Source organism: Actinoplanes sp. CA-131856 (assembly GCF_050956135.1).
GTDB lineage: Bacteria > Actinomycetota > Actinomycetes > Mycobacteriales > Micromonosporaceae > Actinoplanes.
This window is the reverse complement of the sequence record NZ_CP191849.1, coordinates 4273360-4295428: the sequence shown is the minus strand read 5'-3', so window position 1 is coordinate 4295428 and position 22069 is coordinate 4273360. Positions and strand designations below refer to the sequence as shown.

General features: G+C 69.7%; 22 protein-coding genes. 10 read left to right on the top strand and 12 right to left on the bottom strand.

Features of this window, described 5'->3' with window-relative positions:
• Window positions 1-37: 37 nt before the first annotated feature.
• From ACQP2X_RS19800 to ACQP2X_RS19780, 5 genes are all read right to left on the bottom strand, one after another.
• On the bottom strand, window positions 38-289 hold the full coding sequence (locus tag ACQP2X_RS19800; RefSeq protein WP_097329175.1) for a type B 50S ribosomal protein L31: 252 nt from the start codon (window positions 287-289) through the stop codon (window positions 38-40).
• 49 nt (window positions 290-338) lie between these two features.
• Entirely contained in the window at window positions 339-1784 is a 1446-nt protein-coding gene (locus tag ACQP2X_RS19795) for an MFS transporter (protein ID WP_498699040.1), read from the bottom strand.
• Entirely contained in the window at window positions 1781-3004 is a 1224-nt protein-coding gene (locus ACQP2X_RS19790; protein ID WP_498699038.1) for an epoxide hydrolase family protein, read from the bottom strand. Before ACQP2X_RS19790 ends, ACQP2X_RS19795 begins: the two co-directional genes overlap by 4 nt.
• Complete coding sequence (locus ACQP2X_RS19785) at window positions 3001-3453, bottom strand: nuclear transport factor 2 family protein (RefSeq protein ID WP_498699036.1); 453 nt, start codon at window positions 3451-3453, stop codon at window positions 3001-3003. The genes ACQP2X_RS19790 and ACQP2X_RS19785 overlap by 4 nt, the downstream gene beginning before the upstream one ends.
• Before the next feature lie 370 nt (window positions 3454-3823).
• Complete coding sequence (locus ACQP2X_RS19780) at window positions 3824-4768, bottom strand: aldo/keto reductase (protein ID WP_498699033.1); 945 nt, start codon at window positions 4766-4768, stop codon at window positions 3824-3826.
• A gap of 168 nt (window positions 4769-4936) precedes the next feature.
• Here ACQP2X_RS19780 and ACQP2X_RS19775 point away from each other — a divergent pair, with 168 nt between their 5' ends.
• A complete protein-coding gene (locus ACQP2X_RS19775) occupies window positions 4937-5473 on the top strand; it encodes a snapalysin family zinc-dependent metalloprotease (RefSeq protein ID WP_498699032.1) in 537 nt (178 codons plus the stop codon).
• 170 nt (window positions 5474-5643) lie between these two features.
• Here the strand turns inward: ACQP2X_RS19775 and ACQP2X_RS19770 are convergent, their stop codons facing one another.
• From ACQP2X_RS19770 to ACQP2X_RS19760, 3 genes are all read right to left on the bottom strand, one after another.
• The gene (locus ACQP2X_RS19770) at window positions 5644-6375 is read right to left on the bottom strand and encodes a S1 family peptidase (protein ID WP_498699030.1); all 732 of its coding nucleotides are present in this window, start codon (window positions 6373-6375) and stop codon (window positions 5644-5646) included.
• A gap of 83 nt (window positions 6376-6458) precedes the next feature.
• Window positions 6459-7322 (bottom strand): LLM class flavin-dependent oxidoreductase, encoded by an 864-nt coding sequence (locus tag ACQP2X_RS19765; RefSeq protein ID WP_498699028.1) that lies wholly within the window; start codon window positions 7320-7322, stop codon window positions 6459-6461.
• 13 nt (window positions 7323-7335) lie between these two features.
• Window positions 7336-7701 (bottom strand): DoxX family protein, encoded by a 366-nt coding sequence (locus tag ACQP2X_RS19760; protein WP_498699027.1) that lies wholly within the window; start codon window positions 7699-7701, stop codon window positions 7336-7338.
• A 65-nt stretch (window positions 7702-7766) separates the two neighbouring features.
• On the opposite strand from ACQP2X_RS19760, the gene ACQP2X_RS19755 reads away from it, so the two are divergent.
• Both ACQP2X_RS19755 and ACQP2X_RS19750 read left to right on the top strand, forming a co-directional pair.
• Complete coding sequence (locus tag ACQP2X_RS19755; RefSeq protein ID WP_498699025.1) at window positions 7767-8147, top strand: winged helix-turn-helix transcriptional regulator; 381 nt, start codon at window positions 7767-7769, stop codon at window positions 8145-8147.
• A gap of 18 nt (window positions 8148-8165) precedes the next feature.
• Window positions 8166-9359 (top strand): hypothetical protein, encoded by a 1194-nt coding sequence (locus ACQP2X_RS19750; RefSeq protein WP_498699023.1) that lies wholly within the window; start codon window positions 8166-8168, stop codon window positions 9357-9359.
• Here the strand turns inward: ACQP2X_RS19750 and ACQP2X_RS19745 are convergent.
• Complete coding sequence (locus ACQP2X_RS19745; RefSeq protein WP_498699021.1) at window positions 9356-10705, bottom strand: FAD-dependent oxidoreductase; 1350 nt, start codon at window positions 10703-10705, stop codon at window positions 9356-9358. The two genes, ACQP2X_RS19750 and ACQP2X_RS19745, sit on opposite strands and share 4 nt — an antisense overlap.
• A 192-nt stretch (window positions 10706-10897) precedes the next feature.
• Here ACQP2X_RS19745 and ACQP2X_RS19740 point away from each other — a divergent pair, with 192 nt between their 5' ends.
• From ACQP2X_RS19740 to ACQP2X_RS19715, 6 genes are read left to right on the top strand one after another with little or no spacing between them, the layout of a single operon-like run.
• A complete protein-coding gene (locus tag ACQP2X_RS19740; protein ID WP_498699018.1) occupies window positions 10898-11575 on the top strand; it encodes a DUF1684 domain-containing protein in 678 nt (225 codons plus the stop codon).
• Window positions 11572-13068 carry an ABC transporter substrate-binding protein gene (locus tag ACQP2X_RS19735; RefSeq protein WP_498699016.1) on the top strand — a complete coding sequence of 499 codons (1497 nt, stop codon included), beginning with the start codon at window positions 11572-11574 and terminating at the stop codon, window positions 13066-13068. Before ACQP2X_RS19740 ends, ACQP2X_RS19735 begins: the two co-directional genes overlap by 4 nt.
• Window positions 13068-14024 carry an ABC transporter permease gene (locus tag ACQP2X_RS19730; protein ID WP_498660160.1) on the top strand — a complete coding sequence of 319 codons (957 nt, stop codon included), beginning with the start codon at window positions 13068-13070 and terminating at the stop codon, window positions 14022-14024. The genes ACQP2X_RS19735 and ACQP2X_RS19730 overlap by 1 nt, the downstream gene beginning before the upstream one ends.
• Window positions 14021-14920, top strand: a complete 900-nt coding sequence (locus ACQP2X_RS19725) for an ABC transporter permease (RefSeq protein ID WP_498699013.1) — start codon at window positions 14021-14023, stop codon at window positions 14918-14920. Before ACQP2X_RS19730 ends, ACQP2X_RS19725 begins: the two co-directional genes overlap by 4 nt.
• A complete protein-coding gene (locus ACQP2X_RS19720) occupies window positions 14917-15714 on the top strand; it encodes an ABC transporter ATP-binding protein (protein WP_498699010.1) in 798 nt (265 codons plus the stop codon). The genes ACQP2X_RS19725 and ACQP2X_RS19720 overlap by 4 nt, the downstream gene beginning before the upstream one ends.
• Complete coding sequence (locus ACQP2X_RS19715; RefSeq protein ID WP_498699007.1) at window positions 15707-16456, top strand: ABC transporter ATP-binding protein; 750 nt, start codon at window positions 15707-15709, stop codon at window positions 16454-16456. Before ACQP2X_RS19720 ends, ACQP2X_RS19715 begins: the two co-directional genes overlap by 8 nt.
• A 3-nt stretch (window positions 16457-16459) precedes the next feature.
• Here ACQP2X_RS19715 and ACQP2X_RS19710 read toward each other — a convergent pair whose 3' ends face one another.
• Together ACQP2X_RS19710 and ACQP2X_RS19705 are read right to left on the bottom strand one after the other, a co-directional pair.
• Entirely contained in the window at window positions 16460-18142 is a 1683-nt protein-coding gene (locus ACQP2X_RS19710) for a carbohydrate-binding domain-containing protein (protein WP_498699005.1), read from the bottom strand.
• A 62-nt stretch (window positions 18143-18204) separates the two neighbouring features.
• Entirely contained in the window at window positions 18205-19806 is a 1602-nt protein-coding gene (locus ACQP2X_RS19705; protein WP_498699004.1) for an ABC transporter ATP-binding protein, read from the bottom strand.
• A 371-nt stretch (window positions 19807-20177) separates the two neighbouring features.
• Here ACQP2X_RS19705 and ACQP2X_RS19700 point away from each other — a divergent pair, with 371 nt between their 5' ends.
• The gene (locus ACQP2X_RS19700) at window positions 20178-20987 is read left to right on the top strand and encodes an SDR family oxidoreductase (RefSeq protein ID WP_498699003.1); all 810 of its coding nucleotides are present in this window, start codon (window positions 20178-20180) and stop codon (window positions 20985-20987) included.
• Here the strand turns inward: ACQP2X_RS19700 and ACQP2X_RS19695 are convergent.
• Window positions 20984-22033 carry a spore photoproduct lyase family protein gene (locus ACQP2X_RS19695; RefSeq protein WP_498698998.1) on the bottom strand — a complete coding sequence of 350 codons (1050 nt, stop codon included), beginning with the start codon at window positions 22031-22033 and terminating at the stop codon, window positions 20984-20986. The genes ACQP2X_RS19700 and ACQP2X_RS19695 overlap by 4 nt on opposite strands.
• Window positions 22034-22069 lie beyond the last annotated feature (36 nt).

The window sequence follows — 22069 nt, the reverse complement described above, 5'->3', positions numbered from 1 at the left end:
GCCCCGGCCTGAGGCCGGGGCTTTTGCGAATGCTCGCTTACTTGCCGTGGCGCGCGTACTTGGCGCGGAACTTCTCGATGCGCCCGGCGGTGTCCAGGACCCGGGTGCGGCCCGTCCAGAACGGGTGGCTGGCCGAGGAGATCTGAACGTCGATCACCGGGTAGGTCTGCCCGTCGGTCCACTCGATGGAGTTCCTGCTGGTCTCCGTCGAGCGGGTGAGGAAGGCGAAGTCAGCGTTGCGGTCGCGGTAGACGACGCGGTGGTAGTCCGGGTGAATGCCGTTCTTCATGGCTATCTCCTCCAAAGGAACGACCATCACAACGGGCGGGAGGGCCCCACTATTCCGACCTCAGTGACTGCTGCGTCACACCCTCTGACCTGGTCTTTTCTCCGAAACCGCTGGTCTGCGGGGGCGCTTCGGACGGGATCAGCAGCGACGCCAGCACCCCGAGGGCGGCCGTCACGGCCAGGGCGGCGAAGGCGATGACCCATCCCCTCTCGCCGGCGGTGGCGGTCAGGATCGAGCTGACCGCGGCCGCGCCGACGGCGCCGCCGAGGTTGCGGATGTTGGCGTTCATTCCGGTGGCGGCGCCGGTGTGCGAGGCCGGCACGGCGTGCACCACGATCGCCGAGAGAGCCGACAGGCTCAGGCCGAAGCCCAGCCCGCCGATCGCCGTCGCGAGCACGATCTGCCAGGCCGCGCTGTGCGCCACCGCGAGCAGCACGAAACAGAGGACGACCGGAACGCCGCCCAGAACCAGCAGGACCTTCGGTGACACGTGCCGGGCCAGCGGCCCGGCGATCGTGCCGGTCACGAGCTGGGTCAGCGTCACCGGCAGGAACAGCAACCCGGACGCCGTCACCGATTCTGCGAGCCCGTACCCGTTGGCCGACGGCAGCTGCAGGAAGGTCGGGATGAAGCCGAACGTCGAGTAGAGCGTCACCCCGAACAGAAGTGAGACGACATTCGCGGTCCACACCGGCCGCAGGCGGAACACCGTCATGTCGATCAGCGGCGAGCGTGACCGCAGCTCGACAAACACCCACAGTGCGGCGGCCGCGGCGGAGAGGACCAGCGATCCGACGGTACGGGGTGAGCCCCAGCCCCACTGCGAACCGAGACTCAGCGGCAACAGCAGAAGGACCAGGCTGGCGCTGAGCAGGAAGGCGGCCAGCCAGTCCACGGATCCGCCGCTGTGGGGCACGTGCGAAGGAACGTTAACCAGCAATAGAGCAGCGACGATGGCGTTGGCGACGGCCGGAAGCCAGAACAGCCACGGTATGCCGAGATGGTCGATGATCGGGCCGGTGACGAGCACGCCGGCCGCACCGCCGACCGAGGTGATGGCGGCGATCGTGCCCACCACCGAGCCGACGCGCTCCCGGGGCAGCAGGTCCCGCACGATGCCGAAGGCCAACGGCAGGACCGCTCCCCCGGCGCCTTGCAGGACCCGGCCCGCGATCAGCAGCGGAAGGCTGTGGGCGAGGGCGGCCAGCACGCTGCCCCCAGCGAGCAGGGCCATCACCGCGACCAGCATCCGGCGCTTGCCGAGATGGTCGCCGAGCCGGCCCAGCACCGGGGTGAGCACGGCGCTCGACAGCAGGAACGCCGTCAGCACCCAGCTCACGCCGAGGCGGTCCGTGTGGACGTACTCCCGAAGTGCCTCCAGCGCCGGATTGACCACCGATTGCACCAGCGAATACGAGACGGCCGCGACCGCGAGGAACACCGGCACCGTTTTGTTAACGGACGTTCGCTGCCGGTCGAGGACGGCCGCGGTCATGAGACACGGCCGCGGAACGTGCGGCGCAGATCGTCGACGAACTCGTCCGGCACCTCCCACGGAACGAAGTGGCCGCCGCGCGGGTGGGCGGTCAGGTTCACGTGGTTGTACCAGGGCGCCTTCGGGCCGTTGAGGAAGTCGGCGACGCGGTTCTCGGTCGTCACGCCGGGCGGGTTCTCGTATCCGACGAACGTGATGCCGGTGGGCGCCTCGATGGCGGGCGCCCGGTCGTGCGAAGGGCTCCACGGATAGCGGGCCGCGTTGGCGTACAGGCGCATCGACGAGGCGATCGTGTTGGTGGCCCAGATCGTGGTCGCGTTGGTGAGAATCTCGTCCTTGGAGAAGACGTTCTCGACGTCGCCTTCGTTGTCCGACCAGTTGGTCCAGCGTTCGAGGACCCAGGCGAGCATGCCGGCCGGCGAGTCGGTGAGGCCGTGGCCGATCGTGCTGGAGTCGAGCACGTGCACCGCGACGTGGGCGACGAAGCGCTTCTGGAAGAACAGGATCTGGTCGCGGATCTCGGGTGGGACGCCGGGCGGGATCGGCGCGCCGCCGGTCAGGTCCCAGGGCCGGTCGCCGTTGAACAGCGTCAGCGGGATGCTCGAGCTCAGGTGGATGGCGTGCAGTTCGCCGGCGTACTTGTGGCCGAGCTGTTCGGTGACCAGAGCGCCCATGTCGCCGCCGGCGGCCGCGTACTTCTCGTAGCCGAGAACCTCGGTCATCAGCTTGTGCCAGAGGTCGGCGATCTTCCAGAAGTTCAGATCGGGTCGCGCCGGCGGCCCGGAGAACCCGGTGCCGGGCAGCGCCGGGACGATCACGTCGAAGGCGTCGGCCGGGTCACCGCCGTAGGCGCCGGGATCGGCCAGCCGGTCGACGGCTTTGAGCATGGTGAAGGTGCTCCACGGCCAGCCGTAGCTGAGGATCAGCGGGGTCGGGTTCGGCCCGACGCCGGGCTTGCGAAGTAAGTGAACCTTCACTCCATCGACCTCGACGAAGTAGTTCTCGTACTCGTTGAGCTTCTTCTCGGCCCGGCGCCAGTCGAAGTCGTGGAGCCAGTAGTCGACGAGCTCCTGCAGATAGGCGCGCGGGACGCCGTAGTGCCAGTCCTCGTTGCCGAGGTCCTCGGCGAACCGGGTCGCGGCGAGGCGCCGCTTGAGGTCGTCGAGCACCTCCTCGGGCACGTGGATCGGGGTGGGCGTGAGCGGGAAGGGTTTCGTCATCGGACAACCTCCATGCGGAGACGGGTCTGGTCGAAGCCGGCGATGCGCCATTCGCCGTTCTCGCGGCGGTAGCGCTCGTGGTAGTGGCCGAACCCGTGCAGATAAGTGAACGGGGATTCGGGGTGCGCGGCCCGGTCGTGGTAGATCCGGTCCTCCATCGCCCACACGGCGGTCGCCTCGTCCTCGGAGGTGAACGCGATCTCGTGCGAGAAAAGATGGTGGATCGGCTGGCCATGGCCGACGCTGCTGCCGATGACATCGGCAAAGGTCGCGGCGGTGACCTGCTTGGTGAGGGCGCCGTCGACGTCGTAGAACCGCATGACGGCGTCATCGGTGAAGAGGGCGGCGACATCCGCCCACCGCTTGGCATCGGCGAGGCGGGCGTACCGGGCCTTGAGGTCACGGATCTGCTCGATATCGGCCTGCCGAGCCGCATCTTTGGACTTCATGGTCCAATCATGGAAACTCAAAAATGGACCGGCAAGTCCAAACCGGGTCACCTACGTCACTACGGCGACGGGAGGAGCGGAAGGCGGACAAGAGCGCGGGGTGCGCATGCGCGGGGTGCCGGGCGGGGGTGCGCGGGCGCGGGATGCGCGGGCGCGGGATGCGCGGGCGCGGGATGCGCGGGCGCGGGATGCGCGGGCGCGGGATGCGCGGGTGCGGCGGGCGAGGTGCGCGGACGCGGAGCGCGCGGGGCGCGCACGAAGGCACGGGGCACGAGGACACGGCGCGCGGGGCGGGGCGCGGGGCGCGTAACTAGGCACGGGAAAGGCCGGGCCCCGTGAGGGGTCCGGCCTTTCGTGGGTCTGGCGGGAGCTAGGCGAAGTTGGCGGAAGCGGCGTCCAAGGCGGCGGCCTCATCAGCGGACAAGTCGAAAGTCGCCGAGGCCAGCAGGGCCGGCAGCTGGGCGGCGGTGCTGGCGCTGGCGATTGGGGCGGCCACCTGGGGGCGCTGACGTAGCCAGGCCAGGGCCACGGTGGCGATCTGGGCGTCTCGGTCGCGGGCGATTTTGTCCAAGGCGTCGATGACCTCGAGGCCGCCGTTCTTCAGCAGGTCGGCCGCTCCACCGCCGCGTGGGGACTTCGACAGGTCGTCGGTCGTGCGGTACTTGCCGGTCAGGAAGCCGCTGGCCAAGCCGTAGTACGGGACCACGGCCAGGTTCTCCTCGGCGGCGACCGGCGCGATGTCCTTCTCGTAGTTGGCGCGGGCCACCAGGTTGTAGTGGGGCTGCACGGCCACCGGCAGCGCGAACCCCTCGCGGCGGGCGATCTCGAACCACTCGCGGATGCGGGCGCCGGTGTAGTTGGAGACCGCGATGGCCCGCACCTTGCCCGCCCGGACCAGCGCGTCGAACGCGGCCGCGGTCTCGATCAGCGGGGTCGCCTCGTCGTCGTAGTGCGCGTAGTAGAGGTCGATGTGCTCGGTTCCGAGCCGGTCGAGCGACGCTTCCGCCGCCGCCGCGATGTTGCTCGCCGAGAGGCCACGGAACTGCGGGTGCTGGCTAACTTTTGTCGCGACGACGATCTGGTCGCGGTTGCCGCGCGAGCGCAACCACTCGCCGATGATCGTCTCGGACTCGCCACCCGAGTTGCCGGGCACCCAGGCCGAGTAGCCGTCGGCGGTGTCGACGAAATTGCCGCCGCCCGAGACGTACCGGTCAAGCACCTCGAACGAAGCGTCTTTGTCGCTGGTCCAACCGAAGACGTTGCCACCCAGCGAGAGCGGGAAGACGTCGATGCCGGAGTTTCCGAGAGTCGCCATGGGGCTCCACTTTCCTGACGATGCCTTTGATCAACTCCTGAACGCTAGCGCGACTGCGCGGCGCCGGCATCACACGCCGCAGAGTCCGTATCCGGTATGCCCGTTAACATTGATTGATGTCGATCTGAGGGGGACGCTCGAACCACCGATTCCCCCAAGGAGGACGTCATGCTGTTACGCAGGATCGCCGCGGCCCTGTGCGCCACCGCGCTCGCCGCCGCCGGACTGCAGGCCACGAGCGCCGGACCGGCCGCCGCCGCCCCCAGGACGCTCTACTACGACGCCAGCCAGGCCCAGGAGTTCCGCTCGGTCGTCGACCAGGGCGCGCAGATCTGGAACAGCCGGGTGACCAACGTGCGCCTGGTGCCGGTCTCCGCCGGCCAGACCCCCAACATCCGGGTGTACGCCGACAACGGCTGGCCGCGCGCCATCACGACCTCGCTTGGCAACGGCCGCTGGTACATGGGCCGCGAGGCGGTGAACGACGGCTACTACCAGCCGCGGATCGCCGCCCACGAGTTCGGCCACCTGCTCGGCCTGCCCGACCGCCGCACCGGCCTCTGCTCCGACCTGATGTCCGGCAGCAGCGCCCCGGTGTCGTGCACCAACGCCTATCCGAGCACCCGCGAGGCCAGCACGGTCAACGGCAACTTCGCCTCGGCGGTCGCCTCGGTCGCGCCTCAGGTGTACGTCTGGGCTCGATAGCACATCGCAGCGGCTCCCCGGGGTTGTCCACAGACCGTGTGCCATCCACAGCGAGCGCGACGTGATCGCGCGATTCGCGCGAGGATGGCGCTAGAGGTCGGGGGCCCCCTGGGAGGGCGGGCGCTGCGGGTGGAGAGGGCCGGGGCCGAGCGCCGGCCCTCTCGCTCACGTCAGGCGGGCAGGCCGCCGACCTGGGTGTTCACCCACGCGCGGATCGATGAGAGGTCGCCATAGATGGACGGAGCCGTGGCGCAGGTCGCGCTGTTGTTGCCGGCCCGGCTCGTCACGCCGATCAGGGCCCAGCGACCACCGATCACCCGCACCTGCGGGCCGCCCGAGTCGCCGTAGCAGGCGCCGGCGTTGCCGTTCGTGTTGTTGGTGCAGATCTCGTACGCCGCGTTGATGCCCGAGCAGCGGCTGTCGGCCACGATCGACGTGTCCAGCTCGTTGGCCACCCGCGGGGTGGAACCGCAGCCTCGCGTCGGGCATGTCTGGCCCCAGCCGATGATGCGGGTGGCGGTTCCGACGGCCCCCGACGCGGTCGGGATCGGGGCCGGCGCGTACGTCACCGAGCTGGCCAATTCCAGCAGCTTCACGTCGATCGACGGGTGGTTGACGGCCCTTCGCACCGCGACCACCGTGCCGCCGCTGGCCCGGTCGACGCTGCCGACCCGTACGGACGAAGGGGTCGGGCAGTGTTTGGCCGTGACCGCCCAGTTGGCCTTGATGAGCGAGCCGGTGCATCCGGACACGTAGACCATGAACGAGTAGTTCTCGCTGGCCGGGCGGCCGTTGACGACGTTCGTGCCGACCCCCGGATCGGCGTTCGCGGCGGCGGACGGCGCCAGCAGGCCGGCCGCGGCGACGGCGAGCGCGGCCAGCGTTCGGGCGAGGATGCGCATCGGTTTGTCCTCCTCGAAGCGGAATCGATGGAGGACAAACCGTAGCCATTGATAGACGTCTATCGATACATCCCAGCCGGGCCCTACCGTGGGCCGATGGCCTCCATGGCCGTGCGCACCTGCGCGAGCGGGTCGGGGCCGAGCGGCCGCAGCACGATCGTGTCCGCGCCCGCCGCGCGCAATGCCTCGATCTTCGCGGGGATCTCCGACGCCGGGCCGATCAGCGAGAAGACCTCCGACGGGTCCACGCCGAGCCACGCCGCCTGGGCCTCGACCATCTCCCGGGTCACCTCGAAGTCGTCGGTGCGCAGATAGGTGAAGACGATCAGCTCGTGGGCCGGGCGGTCGCCGGCCTCGCGGCCGCGGGCGATGTGCGCCAGGGCGGCGGTGATCTCGGCCGGGCCGGCACCCTCGGCCAGGATCGTGCCGTCGGCCACGCGGCCCGACAGTTCGAGCGACTTCGGCTTCACCACGCCCGTCACGATCGGCGGGACCACCCGCGGCGGGTGGACCAGCGAGATGCCGTCCAGCGTCACCTCCTGGCCGTGCAGGGTGACCGTCTCGCCGGCGAGCAGGCCACGGGCACCGACGATCGTCTCCTCCAGCAGGGCCAGCTTGCGGGTGCGCTCGGCGCCCACCTTGCGCATCCAGTCCGGCACGCCGTGGCCGACCCCCGCCACCAGCCGGCCCTCGTGCACCCGGGCCAGGTTGCCCACCTCCATGGCCAGCAGGGCCGGGTTGCGGAACGCGACCGGCGTGATGCCGATGCCCACCCGCAGGTGGGAGGTGGCGGCCAGGGCGAGCGCGGCCGAGCTGATCGCGCCGGTCCAGCCGAGGTCCTCGATCACCCACAGGTCGTCCGCGCCGAGCTGTTCGAGGTCGGTGGCGAAGCCGGTCAGCTCTTCGGGCTGCCGGTCACGGTCGAACATGAATCCGATCCTGGTCATGCCGAATAGATGATCACACCCAGACGGTCGCGAGCCAGACCGCCACTGCCGCGAGCACGAGAAGCACGATGTTGAAGCCGATCAGGCGGGCCTCGCCGCGCGAGAGGTGCAGGGCGATGCCGCCGATCTGGACGAGTACGAGACCGACGGCCGCGGCGAGAGCCAGCCCGGGCAGGATCCCGGTCAGCGGCGGCAGGATCAGGCCCACGGCGCCCAGGATCTCGAGCACGCCGATCGTACGAAGCAAGGGCAGCGGAACGCTGTCGACCCAGCCCATCATCGGCCGGAGCTGGTCGCGGCTCTGAAGGACCTTGAGGCCGCCGGAGTACAGGTAGACGAGGGCGAGCAGCGCGGCGACGATCCAGTAGGCGAGGTGCATGGTTGGATCATGCGGCACTTTTCAAGGGCCTACAAAAGGCACATCCGTGTGCCTGAGGGGGTGTCATGTCGGAGTACGAGCACACGTGCATGATCCGCGGCGACGGCGGCGAGACGCTGCGGGCAATCCTCGATCAGATCTGCAACAAGTGGACGCTGCTGATCGTGGCTACGCTCGATCAGGGCACGGTCCGCTTCACCGACCTCCATCACCAGATCCCGGGCATCTCGCAGCGGATGCTGACGCTGACCCTGCGCCATCTGGAACGCGACGGGCTGGTCTCCCGCACGGCGCACGCCGAGGTGCCGCCCCGTGTCGAATATGCGCTGACGGCGATGGGCCAGAGCCTGATCGCGCCCGCGCTGGCCCTGGCCGGATGGGCCATCGAGCACGTGCCGGCCATCGAGGCCAGCCGCGCCGCCTACGGGACGACCCGCGGGACCTGACGATGGCAGGATCGACCGATGCGAATCCTCTTCGACGGTCCGCTGCCGGTCGCGTACGGACAGGGCTATGTGACGAGCCGCGAGCTGCCCGACATGGACCGCGCCTTCGCGGGCCAGGTCAACGGGCTCTGCGGTGCGGGCGATCCCGGCGCGCTCTTCCTCATGACCGGCACGCATTCGGGCCAGGTCAAATTCACCATCGAGTTGTACGAGGTGGAGCCCCGGCCCGCGGACGCGGCCTGGGAAGAGGTCGTCGAGGTGTCGTTCGTGCCCCGGGCGGCCACGGCCGGCCTGGTTCCCTGGGGTGACGGCACGCTGGCCGAGCTCCCCCTCCCCCGACCGCGCTACCGGGTCCGGTACTGCGCGGCCGGCATGGACGAGGGCAGCAAACCGTTCGGCGCCTTCGATCCGGACGAGATCGAGGACGGCGACTACACCTACATGAACCAGCGCCCGGACCGCTACCTGCTGTGCTTCTGGCCGGACGATCAAGCGGACGAGGGCGACAGCATCGTGCGGCAGACCAGCCGATCCGCCGCCTACTGGCACGGCTGGGCCTCCGCCCTCCCGGCCCCGCCGACGCTGTGGGAGCAGGTCGAGGCGGCGGAACGCGAACGCGAGGAGCAGGCGCGCCGGGCCGAGGAATACCGGCGGCGGGAGGAGGCGCGGCTCTGGGGCGGGCGCCCGCCGAGCGACCGGCTGCGCCGGGTCCGGGGCAACGTGCACAGCATGGCCCGGCTCGACCGCGATCTGGTCGACGGGGTGGCCGGGGCCGGCGACGAGACGCAGCGGCGCATCGCGGTCTGGGCGGCGCGGCGGGCGTTCACCTACGCCGGTGTCGGCGACCTCGACTGGATGGCGCCGGCGTGGGCGGCGCTGGAGCGGGGCGAGCCGCTGCCGGCCGAGTACACCACCTCGAAGGCGCTGTGGACGCGCATCCTGGGTGCGGCGCCCCCGACGTACTCGAAGGTCTCGCTCCGCCCGCTCTACGAGAGCCTCGACAAGCGGTTGCCCCGCATGCTGGACGGCCCCGTCGACCGGGTCGCGATGGCCGCTCCGGCGCTGTGGGCGGCCGCCGGGCCCGAACCGCTGCAAGCGGCGCTGGAGGCGTTGTGGGCGGCCGTGACGACGTACGCCCAGGAACGCTGTGTCTTTCTCAGCGACGTGCGGCGGGCCTTTCCGGTCGTCGACCGGAAAGGCCCGACCAGCTAGCCGTTGCAGATGGTGGTCATCTCGTCGCGGGCGACGACCTTGATGCGCTGGCGGCCGTGCGGCTCGCCGAGGGTGACCTCGTGCGCGTCGAGCTTCTGCCAGCCCTCCCACGTGGTGATGGGCAGGCCCCGGCCGCGCAGGTAGTTCGTCACGTCGTCGTGCTCGCGCGACGGCGCCGTGGGCAGCTTCTCGACGTCGGCCAGCAGGCTGGTGACGGTCTCGCTGGCGTCGCCCTTGGTGTGGCCGATGAGGCCGACCGGGCCGCGCTTGATCCAGCCGGTGACGTACATGCCGGGGATGTGCTCGCCGTCGAGGTCGAGGATGCGGCCGGCCTCGTGCGGGATGGTGCCGCTCTTGGCGTCGAACGGCAGGTCGGGCAGGGCCGTGCTGAGATAGCCGACCGCGCGGTAGACGGCCTGGACGTCCCAGTCGGTGAACTCGCCGGTGCCGCGGACCCAGCCGTCGCCGGTGAGCTCCTGCGTCTCCGTACGAAGGCCCTCGACCTTGCCGTTCTCGCCCAGGACCTCGACCGGCGCCTGGAGGAAGTGCAGGTGCAGGCGGCGCGGACGGTCCTCGCGGGGGTCGCGGACGGCCCAGTTCTGCAGGATGTCGACGCACATCTTGACGTGCCGGGTCTGCCGCATCGCCTCGAGGCTGCCCTCGTCGAACTCGATGCCCTCGGGGTGCACGATGACGTCGACGTTCGGCGAGTGGTCGAGCTCGCGCAGCTCCTGCGGGGTGAACTTGACCTGGGCCGGTCCGCGCCGCGAGAAGACGTGCACGTCGGTGACCGGGCTGGCCTTCAGGTGCTGGTAAACGTTGTCCGGGATCTCGGTCTCGAGCAGCTCGTCGGCCGTCTTGGCGAGGATCCGGGCCACGTCGACGGCGACGTTGCCGGCGCCGATGACGGCGACCTTCTGGGCGGTCAGCGGCCAGTCGCGGGAGACGTCGGGGTGCCCGTTGTACCAGGACGCGAAGTCGGCGGCGCCGTAGCTGCCCAGCTTGTCGATGCCGGGGATGTCGAGCTCGCGGTCCTTCTCGGCGCCGGTGGCGATGATCGTCGCGTCGTAGAAGCGGTTCATCTCCTCGGGCTTGACGTCCACGCCGTAGGCGACGTTGCCGATGAAGCGGATCCGCGGGTTGTCCATCACCCGGTGGAGAGCCTTGATGATCTCCTTGATCCGCGGGTGGTCCGGTGCGACGCCGTACCGGATCAGACCGTAGGGGGTCGGGAGCTTGTCGAAGATGTCGACGGTGACGTTCTCGACGGCCTTGATGAGGTGGTCGGCGGCGTAGATGCCGGCCGGGCCGGCGCCGATGACGGCAACCCGCAGAGGGCGATCCATAAACGCGGTTCCTTAACAAGATCGACGTTAGGCAAACCTAACTGTAAAACCTCAACCTAGGTTCAGATCAAATCAGGTCCCGCCGGGTGATATTCCGTCGCGCAGCGTGACGAGACCCACCATGCTATTAAACCCATGGGGAATGTAGGGTTGCGATGGCAGACACCATGATCAACTAGCTGAGGCTCCTCCATGACGGCAGACGAATACGCTGCGTGGCGACAGGCGCGGGAGCGCAAGGTCACCGCGCCCACCGGCAATCTCGCCCTGATCGAGACCCGCTGGGGCGCCGACGACCCCGCCGCGGCCCTGAAGGACCAGCCACCCACAGTAACCGCCAGCACGCTGGCCCGACGTGATTTGATCACGGGCATCGAGCAGCGCGGCGTCCGCCTCTGGGACGCCGAGTCGCCGGCCATCCGTGCTTTCGCAGGCATTGACGCCTACCCATATGCGCAGGACTGGGTGCTTGAGGGAACCTGGACCGAGGTGCCCGGGGCCCGCTATCTGCCCTTCGAGCACGCCCGCGACGAGGGCCGCACGCGTGATCTTCCGGTGCCGGGTGATATTCACCTCACCATCGCCGGGCGCGACTACAACCTGAGCGCCTTCGACGACGAGGGCACGCTGCTGCTGGTCTTCGGCGACCCGACCAACGGCTCCGAGACGTACCACTCCGGGCGTTTCCTCTTCCCCACCCTGACGCCCGGCACCAACAAGATCGTCCTCGACTTCAACCGGGCCTTCGTCCCGCCCTGTGGCTTCTCCGCGGCCTACAACTGCCCGATGCCGCCACCGCAGAACCGCATCGCCGTCCCGGTCCTCGCCGGCGAGAAGCTCCCTCTGTTCAAGAATGGATACGAAGTATGAGAAAGCTCCTGGCCTCGCTCGCGGCGGTCACCGCGCTGAGTGTGGTGGCGGCTTGCGGTTCTTCTTCGGACGACACGTCGTCCGCGGCCCCTGACAAAGCCACCATTCAGGTCGGCTCGGTCTATGAGCCGCAGAACCTCGACAACACGGCCGGCGGCGGCCAGGGCGTCACCGAGGCGCTCAACGGCAACGTCTACGAGGGCCTCTACAAGCTCACCGACGACGGCAAGGTCGAGCCGCTGCTGGCCAAGAGCGAGAAGGTCAGCGCCGACGGCCTGACCTACACGTTCACCCTCCAGCCGAACGTCAAGTTCCAGTCCGGCAAGACGCTGACCTCGGCCGACGTCAAGGCGAGCATCGAGCGGGTGACCGCGGAGAACTCGAAGTCGGCCCGCAAGAGCAACCTCGAGGTCGTCAAGAGCATCGCGACGCCGGACGACGCGACGGTCGTGGTCACCCTCAAGAAGCGGTCGATCTCGTTCGTCTACAACCTCAGCTACGTCTGGATCGTCAACTCCGAGGCGACCGATCTGACCACGAAGGCCGACGGCACCGGCCCGTACAAGCTGGGTGACTGGAAGCGCGGCTCGACGCTCACGCTGACGAAGTTCGACGGCTACTGGGGTACGCCCGCGAAGAACGCCGGCGTGGTCTTCCACTACTACACGGACGCCACGGCGCTGAACAACGCGCTGCTGACGAACGCGGTCGACGTCGTGACCAGCGAGCAGAGCCCGGACGCGCTGGCCCAGTTCAAGAACAACGACTCGTACAAGGTCAACGACGGCAAGTCGACGACCAAGCTGCTGCTGGCCTTCAACGACAAGGTCGCGCCGTTCGACAAGGTCGAGGTACGCCAGGCCATCACCCAGGCCATCGACAAGAAGAAGCTGCTCAACTCGATCTGGGGCGACTACGGCACGGTCATCGGCTCCATGGTCCCGCCCACCGACCCGTGGTACGAAGATCTGACCTCGGTCAACGCGTACGACGTGGCCGCGGCCAAGGCCAAGCTGGCCGCCGCCGGCTTCCCGAACGGCTTCACCTTCACGCTGGACACGCCGAACTACGACCCGCACCCGACCGCCGCGACCTTCATCAAGTCGGAGCTCGCGAAGATCGGCGTCACGGTCACCATCAACACGATCACGGCCGACCAGTGGTACACGAAGGTGTACCAGAAGCGTGACTTCCAGGCGACGATGCAGGAGCACGTGAACGATCGGGACGTGGTCTGGTACGGCGACCCCACCTTCTACTGGGGCTACGACAACAAGCAGGTCACTGCCTGGATCAACCAGGCCGAGGAGGCCAAGACCACCGACGAGCAGACCGCGCTGCTGAAGCAGGCCAACAAGCAGATCGCCACCGACGCCGCCAGCGACTGGCTCTACCTCTACCCGCAGATCGTCGTCGCCTCGTCGAAGCTGTCCGGCTACCCGCTCAACGGCCTCAACGCGCAGTTCCCGGCGTACGACATCGTCAAGAACTGATGACCCGCTACCTGCTGCGAAGGACGGCGATCCTGCTGGGGTCGCTGTTCCTCGCCGCGGTGGCGCTGTTCGTGCTGCTGCGGCTCCTGCCGGGCGACCCGGCCAACGCTCTGCTGCCGGTGGGCGCGACCCCCGAGCAGATCGAGGCCGCCCGGCGGGAGCTGGGCACCAACGAGCCGTTGCTCACCCAGTTCCTCACCTGGCTCGGCGACCTGTTCTCGGGCGACCTCGGCACCTCGCTGATCAGCAAGCTGCCGGTGGCGCCGGAGATCGCGGCGCGGCTGCCCGTCACGGTCCCGCTGACCCTGGCCGCGTTCGTGCTCGCGGTCGTCGTGGCGGTGCCGGTAGGCACGCTGGCCGCGGTCCGGGCCGACCGGTGGTACGGGGTGGTGCTGAACGCGGTGGCTCAGTTCGGCATCGCGGTCCCCGCCTTCTGGGTGGGTCTTCTGTTGGTCACCGTTTTCGCCTTGAAGCTGCAAGTGCTTCCGGCCGGCGGTTTCCCGCCGGACGGCTGGGCCGATTTCCCGGCCGCGGCCGAGTCGCTGGTTCTGCCGGTCGTGACGGTCGCGCTGGTCATGTCGGCCTCTCTCATCCGGTACGTCCGGGCGGCCGTCCTGGAGGTCAAGGGCGCCGACTACCTTCGTACGGCCCGGTCGCTCGGCTCCTCCCCCGCCCGCGCCCTGTGGCGGCACGGGCTGCGCAACGCGGCCGTGCCGGTCATCGCGGTGCTCGCCATGGAGCTGGCCACGACGTTCCTGGGCGCGGTGGTCGTGGAGAGCGTGTTCGCGCTGCCCGGCCTGGGCGGCATGCTGGTCAAGGCGATCGGCGAGCACGACTTCCCGGTCATCCAGGGCGTGATGCTGGTCAGCACCGCGGCCGTGCTAGTGGTCGGCTTCCTCGGCGACGTGTCGCAGCGCCTGGTCGACCCCCGCCTGCTGCATCGGAGCGCCTCGTGAACCGTCGTTCACTTCATCTGGTCATCGGGCTCGTGCTGGTGCTGATCGTGGTCGGCGCGGTGCTGATCTCGTACGTCTGGCTGCCCTTCCCGCCGGACGACACCTCCGGGGGCCGGCTGATGCCGCCCGGCGGAGACCATCTGCTAGGTACTGACAAACTCGGCCGGGACCTGTTCACCCAACTGCTGATCGGCGGCCGCATCGCGATCGCGACGGCGCTGGGCGCGGTGGCGGTCGGCGGCGTGCTTGGTGTGAGTGCCGGCTTACTTGCGGGCTTCGCTCAGCGCTGGCTCGACGACGCCTTCGCGGTGGTGCTGGACATCCTGATCGCGTTCCCGACCCTGCTGCTGGCCATGCTCATCGTGGCCGGCACGGGCGCGTCGCTGGGCACGGCGATCCTGGCCATCGGGCTGGCCATGGCCGCGATCGTGGCCCGGCTGGTGCGGGTGCTGGTGAAGCAGGTGCTCGCGAGGGACTACATCACGGCGGCCCGGATTGCCGGGGTGTCGTGGCCGCGGATCGTCGTCAGCCACATCCTGCCCAACATCGGGCCGGTGGTGATGGTGAACCTGGCCCTCCAAGCCGGATTGGCTGTGCTGGCCGAGGCGAGCCTGTCGTATCTGGGGCTGGGCACGCCGCCTCCGAACGCCTCGTGGGGCCGCATGCTGTACGAGGCGCAGGCCACGGTGCTGACCTCGCCGGTCGCCGCGCTGGCGCCCGGCATTGCCCTGGTGGTGCTGGTGATTGGCATGAACCTGACCGCCGACGGGCTGCGCGACCTCACCGACCCGGCCCGCCGCCGCGGCTCCGCTTTTGATGTCGCCGACTACACCGAAGTCATCGACCCGGCCCTCACCGCCGTCGGCCCCGACGCCACTCGCCGGGAGGACCGATGAGTCTGCTCTCCGTTTCCGGGCTGACCGTTCGCAGCGGCGGCACCACACTGGTCGACGACATCTCGTTCACTGTGGCCCAGGGCGACCGGGTCGGCCTGATCGGCGAGTCCGGGTCCGGCAAGTCCCTGACGGCCCTCGCGGTCACCGGCCTGCTACCGCCCGGCCTGACCGCCACCGGCGACGTGCGCCTCGACGGCGTCGACATGATCGGCGCGCCCGAGCGGCAGCGGACTGCCGTGCGGGGCCCGGTGGCCGCCATCGTGTTCCAGGAGCCGCTCACCGCGCTGAACCCGCTGATGCGGGCCGGCCGCCAGATCGCCGAGCCGCTGCGCCGGGTCCGGGGCCTGCGGGGCGCCGCCCTGCGCGACGCCGTGCACGGCGCGCTGCGGGAGGTGCTCCTGGACGACACCGACCGGATCGCCCGCTCATATCCGCATCAGCTCTCCGGCGGCCAGCGCCAGCGGGTGGCCATCGCGATGGCGATCGCCTGCCGTCCCCGCCTGCTGATCGCCGACGAGCCGACCACGGCGCTCGACGTGACCGTCCAGGCCGAGATCCTCGACCTGCTGGACCGCCTGGCGACCGCGCACGGCACCGCGCTCGTCTTCATCACCCACGATCTGCCGGTGGCGGCCCGGGTCATCCGCGACACTCACGTGATGCGCGGCGGCCGGATCGTCGAGTCCGGCCCGATCTCCTCGCTGATCGCCGGCCCCGCACACCCCTACACCCGAACCCTCGTCGACAGCGCCCGGCGTTTCGACGCCGCCCTGGAGCGGACTGCCCGTGACTGATTCACCCCTGCTCGCGGCCGAGGCCGTCGGCTTCTCCTACCGTGGTGGCCAGCCGGCGCTGACCGACGTCTCGCTGGCCGTCGAGGCCGGGCGGAACGTGGCGCTGGTCGGCGAGTCCGGCGCCGGCAAGAGCACCCTTCTGCGGCTGCTGCTCGGGCTGGCCCGGCCCACCACCGGCACCATCACGTTCGGCGGGCAGCCGCTCACCCGCGGACGGATGCGGGACTACCGGCGTTCCGTGCAAGCGGTCTTCCAGGACCCGTACTCGTCGCTGGACCCCCGCCACCGGATCGGCCGGATCGTGGCCGAGCCCTTGCGGGGCCTCGGACTGGGCGCCGACCCGGCCCGGGTGGCCGAGGCGCTCGACGCGGTGGGGCTGCCGGCCGACACCGCGAGCCGTTATCCGCACGAGTTCTCCGGCGGTCAGCGCCAGCGGATCGCCATCGCCCGGGCCATCGTCTGCCACCCGAAGGTCCTGCTGGCCGACGAGCCGGTGAGCGCTCTCGACCTGACCACCCGGGTCCGCATCGTCGACCTGCTGTCGTCGCTCTGCGCCGAGCGGGATCTCACCATCCTGCTCGTCTCGCACGACCTGGGCGTCGTGGCCGAGCTGTGCCGGTACACGGCGGTGCTGGAGCGCGGCCGGCTGGTCGAACAGGGCGGGACGTCCCAAGTGCTGGGCGCCCCGTCCCATCCGTACACCCGCAAGCTCCTGTCGAGCGTGCCCCGGCTCCCGGCCTGAGTCCTAGTTGGACTGGCGCTCGTACGCCCCGGCGTCGACCCCGCTGCCGTAGAGGCGGGGAAGGCCGTCGAGGTCGGTCGTCACGCCGTACGCGCTGACGCCCCTGTTCTTGGCCGGTGAACCGGTCTGGAGGTGGAAGTCGGTGGCCGAGACGAACAGCGGGTCGGCCGTCGCCGAGGAGGGCGCGATGCCACCCTCGGCGCTGGTGTTGGCGGTCGACGTGACGCCGTTGTAGTACTCGCCGTAGTAGACGTTGTGGCCCTCGTCGATCGGCTGGTAGGTGTAGCCCGACTGGTCGGCCTCGACGATGTTGTTGTGGAAGGTCGCGTCGGCCCCGAGACCGACGACCAGCACCCCGGCGTCGGGGTTGCGCAGCACGAACGTGTTGTTCGTGATGACCGTGTTCTTGACGACGCCGAAGACGCCCTCGCTGCCCTGGACGTTGATGCCGAGGACCTGGCCGGCGCTGAACGACGCCGACGTGGTGACCAGGTTGTTCGAGAAGCGCGTGTTGGCCGTCCGGTTGTCGCCCAGCTCGGAGAAGGTCTGGTTGTCGACCGCGACGTTGTGGTGGATCGACGTGCCGATCCCGCCGAAGATCTCCACGGCCGAGCCGTCGAACACGAAGTCGGGCGACGGGCCGACGTTGCGGCTGATCGTGTTGTGGTCGATCTCGACGTCGTCGGCGGCCAGGACCACGATGCCGCTCGCGCCGTAGTCGTCGTTGGTGCCGCCGGGGGCGATGACGGTGGTGTTGTCGGTCACCGTGCTCCCGGTGACGCGCAGCCGGTGGGCGCCGGCCATGGCCTGGATGCCGATGGCGTTGCCGGTGGCCGTCACGTTCTGCACCTTGGCGTCCGGGGCGTTCACGACGAGACCGATCTTGTCGGCCTGGCCGGCGTTGCGGACGTGCACGTCCTTCACCGTGACGAACGGGGCGCTGATGGTGATCGGGTAGCTGGTGCCGCCGCCGTCGAGGATCGGGCGGGCGCCTCCGCCGTACGACCCGTAGGTGACCCCGGCGTTGTCGGCGACCAGGGCCGCACCCGTGAACGTCTGCCCCGTCTTGAACAGGACGGTGGCGCCGGACGGGAGGTTCGCCGCGTTGACGTCGCTGATCGAGTCCCACGCGGTGGCGGCCGAGGTGCCGTCGCCACCCGCGGCGGCGGTCCGGTCGACGTAGTAGGCCGGCCCGGTGGCGGCCGACACGGCGGTGACCCGGTCGACCCAGAGCTCGCGGGCGATGCAGTTGCTGTTGTGGTACGCGTTGGGGAAGCTCACGGTGATCGTGTGCGCCCCGGCGGCCCAGTTCCCGGTCACCGTGTAATCGGTGTAGGTGGTGGCCGAGACGGTGAAGGTGCCGGCGGTGACGCCGTCCACCTTGACCACCATCTGGGCCGCGGCCGGCCCGCAGATCTCCTGCCGGGCACGGATCTTGTAGGCCGAGGTGGCGTCGGTGCCGTTGGTGACGCTCAGCGCGACGCTGCTGGGGTCCCACATCTCCACGGCGGCCCCTCCGCCGGCCGCCGTCTCCGATGCCGCCTTCGCGTTCGACGTGGGTGAGATGACGCCGCTTTCGAACTCACCGGACACGTCGGCGAAGGCCGGCGCGGCCGAGACGGCCAGCAGGGCCGTGGTCGCGGCGAAGGCGGCGCCGCCGCGACGCCGCCAGGTGGTGCTGTGCACAGAAGACCTCCAAGATCGGTGATCTTCTGTGTATCAGAAAGTAGGTGAACAGAACCAGACCGTCACAGCGACAAAGATTGATCGCCAATGTGGACGACCCGGTCCGGCGAGACGTCGAGATGGGTGTCGTGGCTGATGAGGATCGTGGTGCGGCCCGCCATCAGCCGGCGCAGCGGCGCCATGATCCGGGCCGCCGAGTCGCGGTCCAGGCCGGTGGTGGGCTCGTCCAGGACCAGCACCGGGGTGTCGCGCAGCAGGGCCCGGGCGATCGCGACGCGCTGGCGCTGGCCGCCGGAGAGCAGGCGGCCCCGGTGGCCCACGTCGGTGCGGTAGCCCTCCGGCATCGCGGCGATGAAGTCGTGGGCGTCGGCCGCGCGGGCCGCCGCCTCGACCTCATCGGCGGTCGCCGAGGGCCGGCCGTAGGCGATGTTGTCGTAGAGGCTGCCGGCGAACAGCTGGCTCTCCTGGTGCAGGAGGGTGACGTTGGCCCGCAGTGTACGGACCGGCAGGCGCCGGATGTCGACGCCGTCGAGCAGGATCCGCCCGGCGCTCGGGTCGTAGAAGCGCAGCAGAAGCTTGGTCACGGTGGACTTGCCGGCGCCGCTCGGGCCGGCGAGCAGCACCAGGTCGCCGGGGTCGGCGGTGAACGACAGGCCGCGCAGGGCGGGCCGGCCGGCCCGCGGATAGCTGAACCCGACGCCGGCCACATCCACCCGGCCCGAGGCCCGCCAGGCCACACCGGCCTCGGCGTCGTTCACCGCGGGACGTACGCGCAGCAGGTCGTCCAGGCGTTCGACGGCGGCGGCCGCCTCGGCCGCGGTGAGCGGGAACTGGCCCAGCGTCTGGATCGGCGGATAGAGATAGCCGAGGTAGCCGGCGAACGACAGCAGGCCGCCGAGGCTGACCCGGCCCGCCGACAGCTCCCACGCGCCGAGACCCAGGACGGTCAGCACGCAGATGGTCTCCACGACGCCGACCAGCGGCCCGTAGAGGGAGCCCAGGCGGGTCTCGGCCATCCGGGCCCGCAGCCACACCAGGCCCTGCCGGTGCAGGCGCTCCTGCTCGGCCTCCTGCCGGTTGTAGGCGCGCACCACCGCCTGGTTGGACAGGCTCTCCTCGACGACGGTGGCGATGCCGCCGTTACCGGCCCGCTCCTCGGCCGCGGCCGCCTGGAAACGGCCGCCGATCGCCCGCGACACCAGCCAGAACAGCGGGGCGAGAGCGAACGAGGCGAGAGCGAGGTCCCATCGTACGAGAAGAGCGGCGGTCGCGAACGCGATGACGCTGACCCCGGCGGTGACCGTGCGGACGAGGCCGGACACGACGAGACCCTCCACCGATTCGAGGTCGTCGGTGAGCCGGGTCATCAGGTCACCGAGACGGCTCTGGTCGAGGAAATCGAGCGGAATGCGCTGCACGTGCGCGAACACGCGGTCGCGTAATCGCAGCAGGAACCGTTCGCCGGCGAGCGTCACCAGAATGCCGGCGGAAAAGGAGGCGACCGCGCCCGCGACGGCAATGGCGAGCCACGCTGTCGCCGGCCCCCACAATGCGTGGAGATTTCCGGCGGCCAGCACCTCGTCGGTGATGACGCCGAACAGATAGACGGCGACAACCTCGGCCCCGGCCGCGCCGATGGCGAGCGCTCCGCCTGCAACAACCATCTTCCGGTCGGCCGCGACCAGTGGCCAGAACCGCCTTATCGTCTTCAACGTCTCCCCCGACCACAGGAGTGGGGGCCGGCCCGACGGGACCGGCCCCACTCCGTTCACCTGCGCGTGCGGCTCGTCACTGGCCGTCGCGGCGCGGGTCGGCCTTCTTCGCCTTCTTGTTCTTCTTCTTCAGCTCGGCCGGCGGGCGGGGGAGCTCTTCGCGCTTCTTCGGGAGGATGTTCTGGAACGGCATGGCCAATTCCTTTCTCTTGTCGTACGCCTTGCGGCGCTTGCCGAGAGAAAGCTATTTCCCGAGGTTGTCCGGCCAATGTGCGGAACCTGGGAATCGCATAAGCTCGCGACGGCGGGGTATTCATCGGGGCATGGCTGTGCGATATGACGGATACGACAAGGTCGCGGTGGTAACGGGTTCCGACTCCGGAATCGGCGAGGCCATCGCGGTGGCGCTCGCGGAGGCCGGGTTCGACGTGGGCGTCACCTACCGGTCCGACGACGGCGGCGCCGAGGCCACGGCGGAGAAGGTGCGCGCGGCCGGTGGCCGGGCCGAGACGCGCCACCTCGACCTGACAAACCTGCCGTCGGCGGCGGACGTCGTGGACGACCTCGCGGAGGCGCTGGGCGGGCTCGGGGTGCTCGTCAACTGCGCCGGCACCGGAATTTCGACGCCGGTCGTCGACACCGGGTACGAGCAGTGGCGCGAGGTCCTCACGGTCGACCTGGACGGGCCGTTCCTCTGCGCGCAGCGGGCCGCCCGGCGGATGTCGGCCGCCGGGCGGGGCGGCCGGATCATCAACATCACGAGCGTGCACGAGCACGCTCCGCGGGTGGGCGCCGGGGCGTACTGCGCGGCCAAGGGCGGCCTGGGGCTGTTGACGAAGGTGATGGCGCAGGAGCTGGCAAGCCACGGCATCACCGTGAACGCGGTCGCACCGGGCGAGATCGCGACGCCGATGACCGGTAACGAGGACGTCGACCCGTTCACCGTGGACCGCCCCGGCATCCCGATCGGCCGCCCGGGCGACGCGAACGAAGTGGCGGCCGTGGTCGCGATGCTCGCCGGACCCCAGGGCGCCTACGTGACCGGCTCGTCCTGGGTCGTCGACGGCGGCATGCTCCTGATGGGCCCGCAGGCCGGCTCCCACCTGAAGACGGACGAGTGGCGGGAGGGCTAGAAGGCGTACCGGACCCGGCAGTAGGGGATCCGCTCGGCGATCAGGTCGGTCAGGGCCTGGACGTAACGGCCCTTGCTGCCCGTGCGGTAGCGCACGTTCCAGCTGCCGTTCTGCGACCGCTTCGGCTGCTGGAGCTCGGGGCGCCAGAGGACGTCCTCGGCCTTCGGATGCCAGCCCAGGTTCACCTCGTGCAGGTCGCGGTTGTGGGTCAGGAAGATGACCTCGCAGGCCAGCTGTTGCCTGGCGGCGGCGCCGATGCCCGCGTCGAGCTGGTCGAACAGCTCCGACCAGGCCTCGAGCCAGCCGTCGCGGACCACCACGGGGCTGAAGTTGACGTGAACTTCGTAGCCGGCGGCCACGAAGTCGTCGATGGCGCCGATCCGCTCGGCGATCGGCGAGGTGCGAATGTCCAGCAACTTCGCGTCGGCCTGGGGCATCAGCGAGAAGCGGACCCGGGTGCGGCCCTGGGGATCCCAGTCGAGCAGGTCCCGGTTCACGTATTTGGTGGCGAACGACGCCTTGGCCGTCGGGATCCACCGGAAGAGCTCGACCAGGTCGCGCACGTTGTCGCTGAGGAGGGCGTCGACGCTGCAATCGGAGTTCTCACCGATGTCGTAGACCCAGGCGAGCGGGTCGCACTCGTTGCCGGCGGGCTTCACGCCTTGCCGTCCCGCGTGCCGTTGGACGTACCCCAGAATCTTGTCGATGTTGGCGAAGACCGTGATCGGGTTGGAGTAGCCCTTGTGCCGCGGCACGTAGCAGTAGGCGCAGGCCATGGCGCAGCCGTTGGCCGTGGAGGGCGCGATGAAGTCGGCTGAGCGCCCGTTGGGACGGGCGCTCAGCGACTTCTTCACCCCGAGGACGAGTGCCTCTTGCTTGATACGTACCCACCGATTCACGTTCGACTCATCCCCGTACAACTCGGGGATGCGGTTGTGGCTCTCGACCTCCACCAGCGTCGCCCCGGGGAACCGGGCCAGGATCTCCTTGCCCTGTGGCAGCTCGGCCGCGGCGGCCTCGTAGTAGATCCGGCTGATGTCAATCACAAATCCCACCGTACCTAGTCGAAGTCCACCGATCGC

Coding starts and splice junctions, on each gene's coding strand:
- ACQP2X_RS19800 (WP_097329175.1), bottom strand. CDS start 289: ATGAAGAACGGCATTCACCCGGACTACCACCGCGTCGTCTACCGCGAC.
- ACQP2X_RS19795 (WP_498699040.1), bottom strand. CDS start 1,784: ATGACCGCGGCCGTCCTCGACCGGCAGCGAACGTCCGTTAACAAAACG.
- ACQP2X_RS19790 (WP_498699038.1), bottom strand. CDS start 3,004: ATGACGAAACCCTTCCCGCTCACGCCCACCCCGATCCACGTGCCCGAG.
- ACQP2X_RS19785 (WP_498699036.1), bottom strand. CDS start 3,453: ATGAAGTCCAAAGATGCGGCTCGGCAGGCCGATATCGAGCAGATCCGT.
- ACQP2X_RS19780 (WP_498699033.1), bottom strand. CDS start 4,768: ATGGCGACTCTCGGAAACTCCGGCATCGACGTCTTCCCGCTCTCGCTG.
- ACQP2X_RS19775 (WP_498699032.1), top strand. CDS start 4,937: ATGCTGTTACGCAGGATCGCCGCGGCCCTGTGCGCCACCGCGCTCGCC.
- ACQP2X_RS19770 (WP_498699030.1), bottom strand. CDS start 6,375: ATGCGCATCCTCGCCCGAACGCTGGCCGCGCTCGCCGTCGCCGCGGCC.
- ACQP2X_RS19765 (WP_498699028.1), bottom strand. CDS start 7,322: ATGACCAGGATCGGATTCATGTTCGACCGTGACCGGCAGCCCGAAGAG.
- ACQP2X_RS19760 (WP_498699027.1), bottom strand. CDS start 7,701: ATGCACCTCGCCTACTGGATCGTCGCCGCGCTGCTCGCCCTCGTCTAC.
- ACQP2X_RS19755 (WP_498699025.1), top strand. CDS start 7,767: ATGTCGGAGTACGAGCACACGTGCATGATCCGCGGCGACGGCGGCGAG.
- ACQP2X_RS19750 (WP_498699023.1), top strand. CDS start 8,166: ATGCGAATCCTCTTCGACGGTCCGCTGCCGGTCGCGTACGGACAGGGC.
- ACQP2X_RS19745 (WP_498699021.1), bottom strand. CDS start 10,705: ATGGATCGCCCTCTGCGGGTTGCCGTCATCGGCGCCGGCCCGGCCGGC.
- ACQP2X_RS19740 (WP_498699018.1), top strand. CDS start 10,898: ATGACGGCAGACGAATACGCTGCGTGGCGACAGGCGCGGGAGCGCAAG.
- ACQP2X_RS19735 (WP_498699016.1), top strand. CDS start 11,572: ATGAGAAAGCTCCTGGCCTCGCTCGCGGCGGTCACCGCGCTGAGTGTG.
- ACQP2X_RS19730 (WP_498660160.1), top strand. CDS start 13,068: ATGACCCGCTACCTGCTGCGAAGGACGGCGATCCTGCTGGGGTCGCTG.
- ACQP2X_RS19720 (WP_498699010.1), top strand. CDS start 14,917: ATGAGTCTGCTCTCCGTTTCCGGGCTGACCGTTCGCAGCGGCGGCACC.
- ACQP2X_RS19705 (WP_498699004.1), bottom strand. CDS start 19,806: ATGGTTGTTGCAGGCGGAGCGCTCGCCATCGGCGCGGCCGGGGCCGAG.
- ACQP2X_RS19700 (WP_498699003.1), top strand. CDS start 20,178: ATGGCTGTGCGATATGACGGATACGACAAGGTCGCGGTGGTAACGGGT.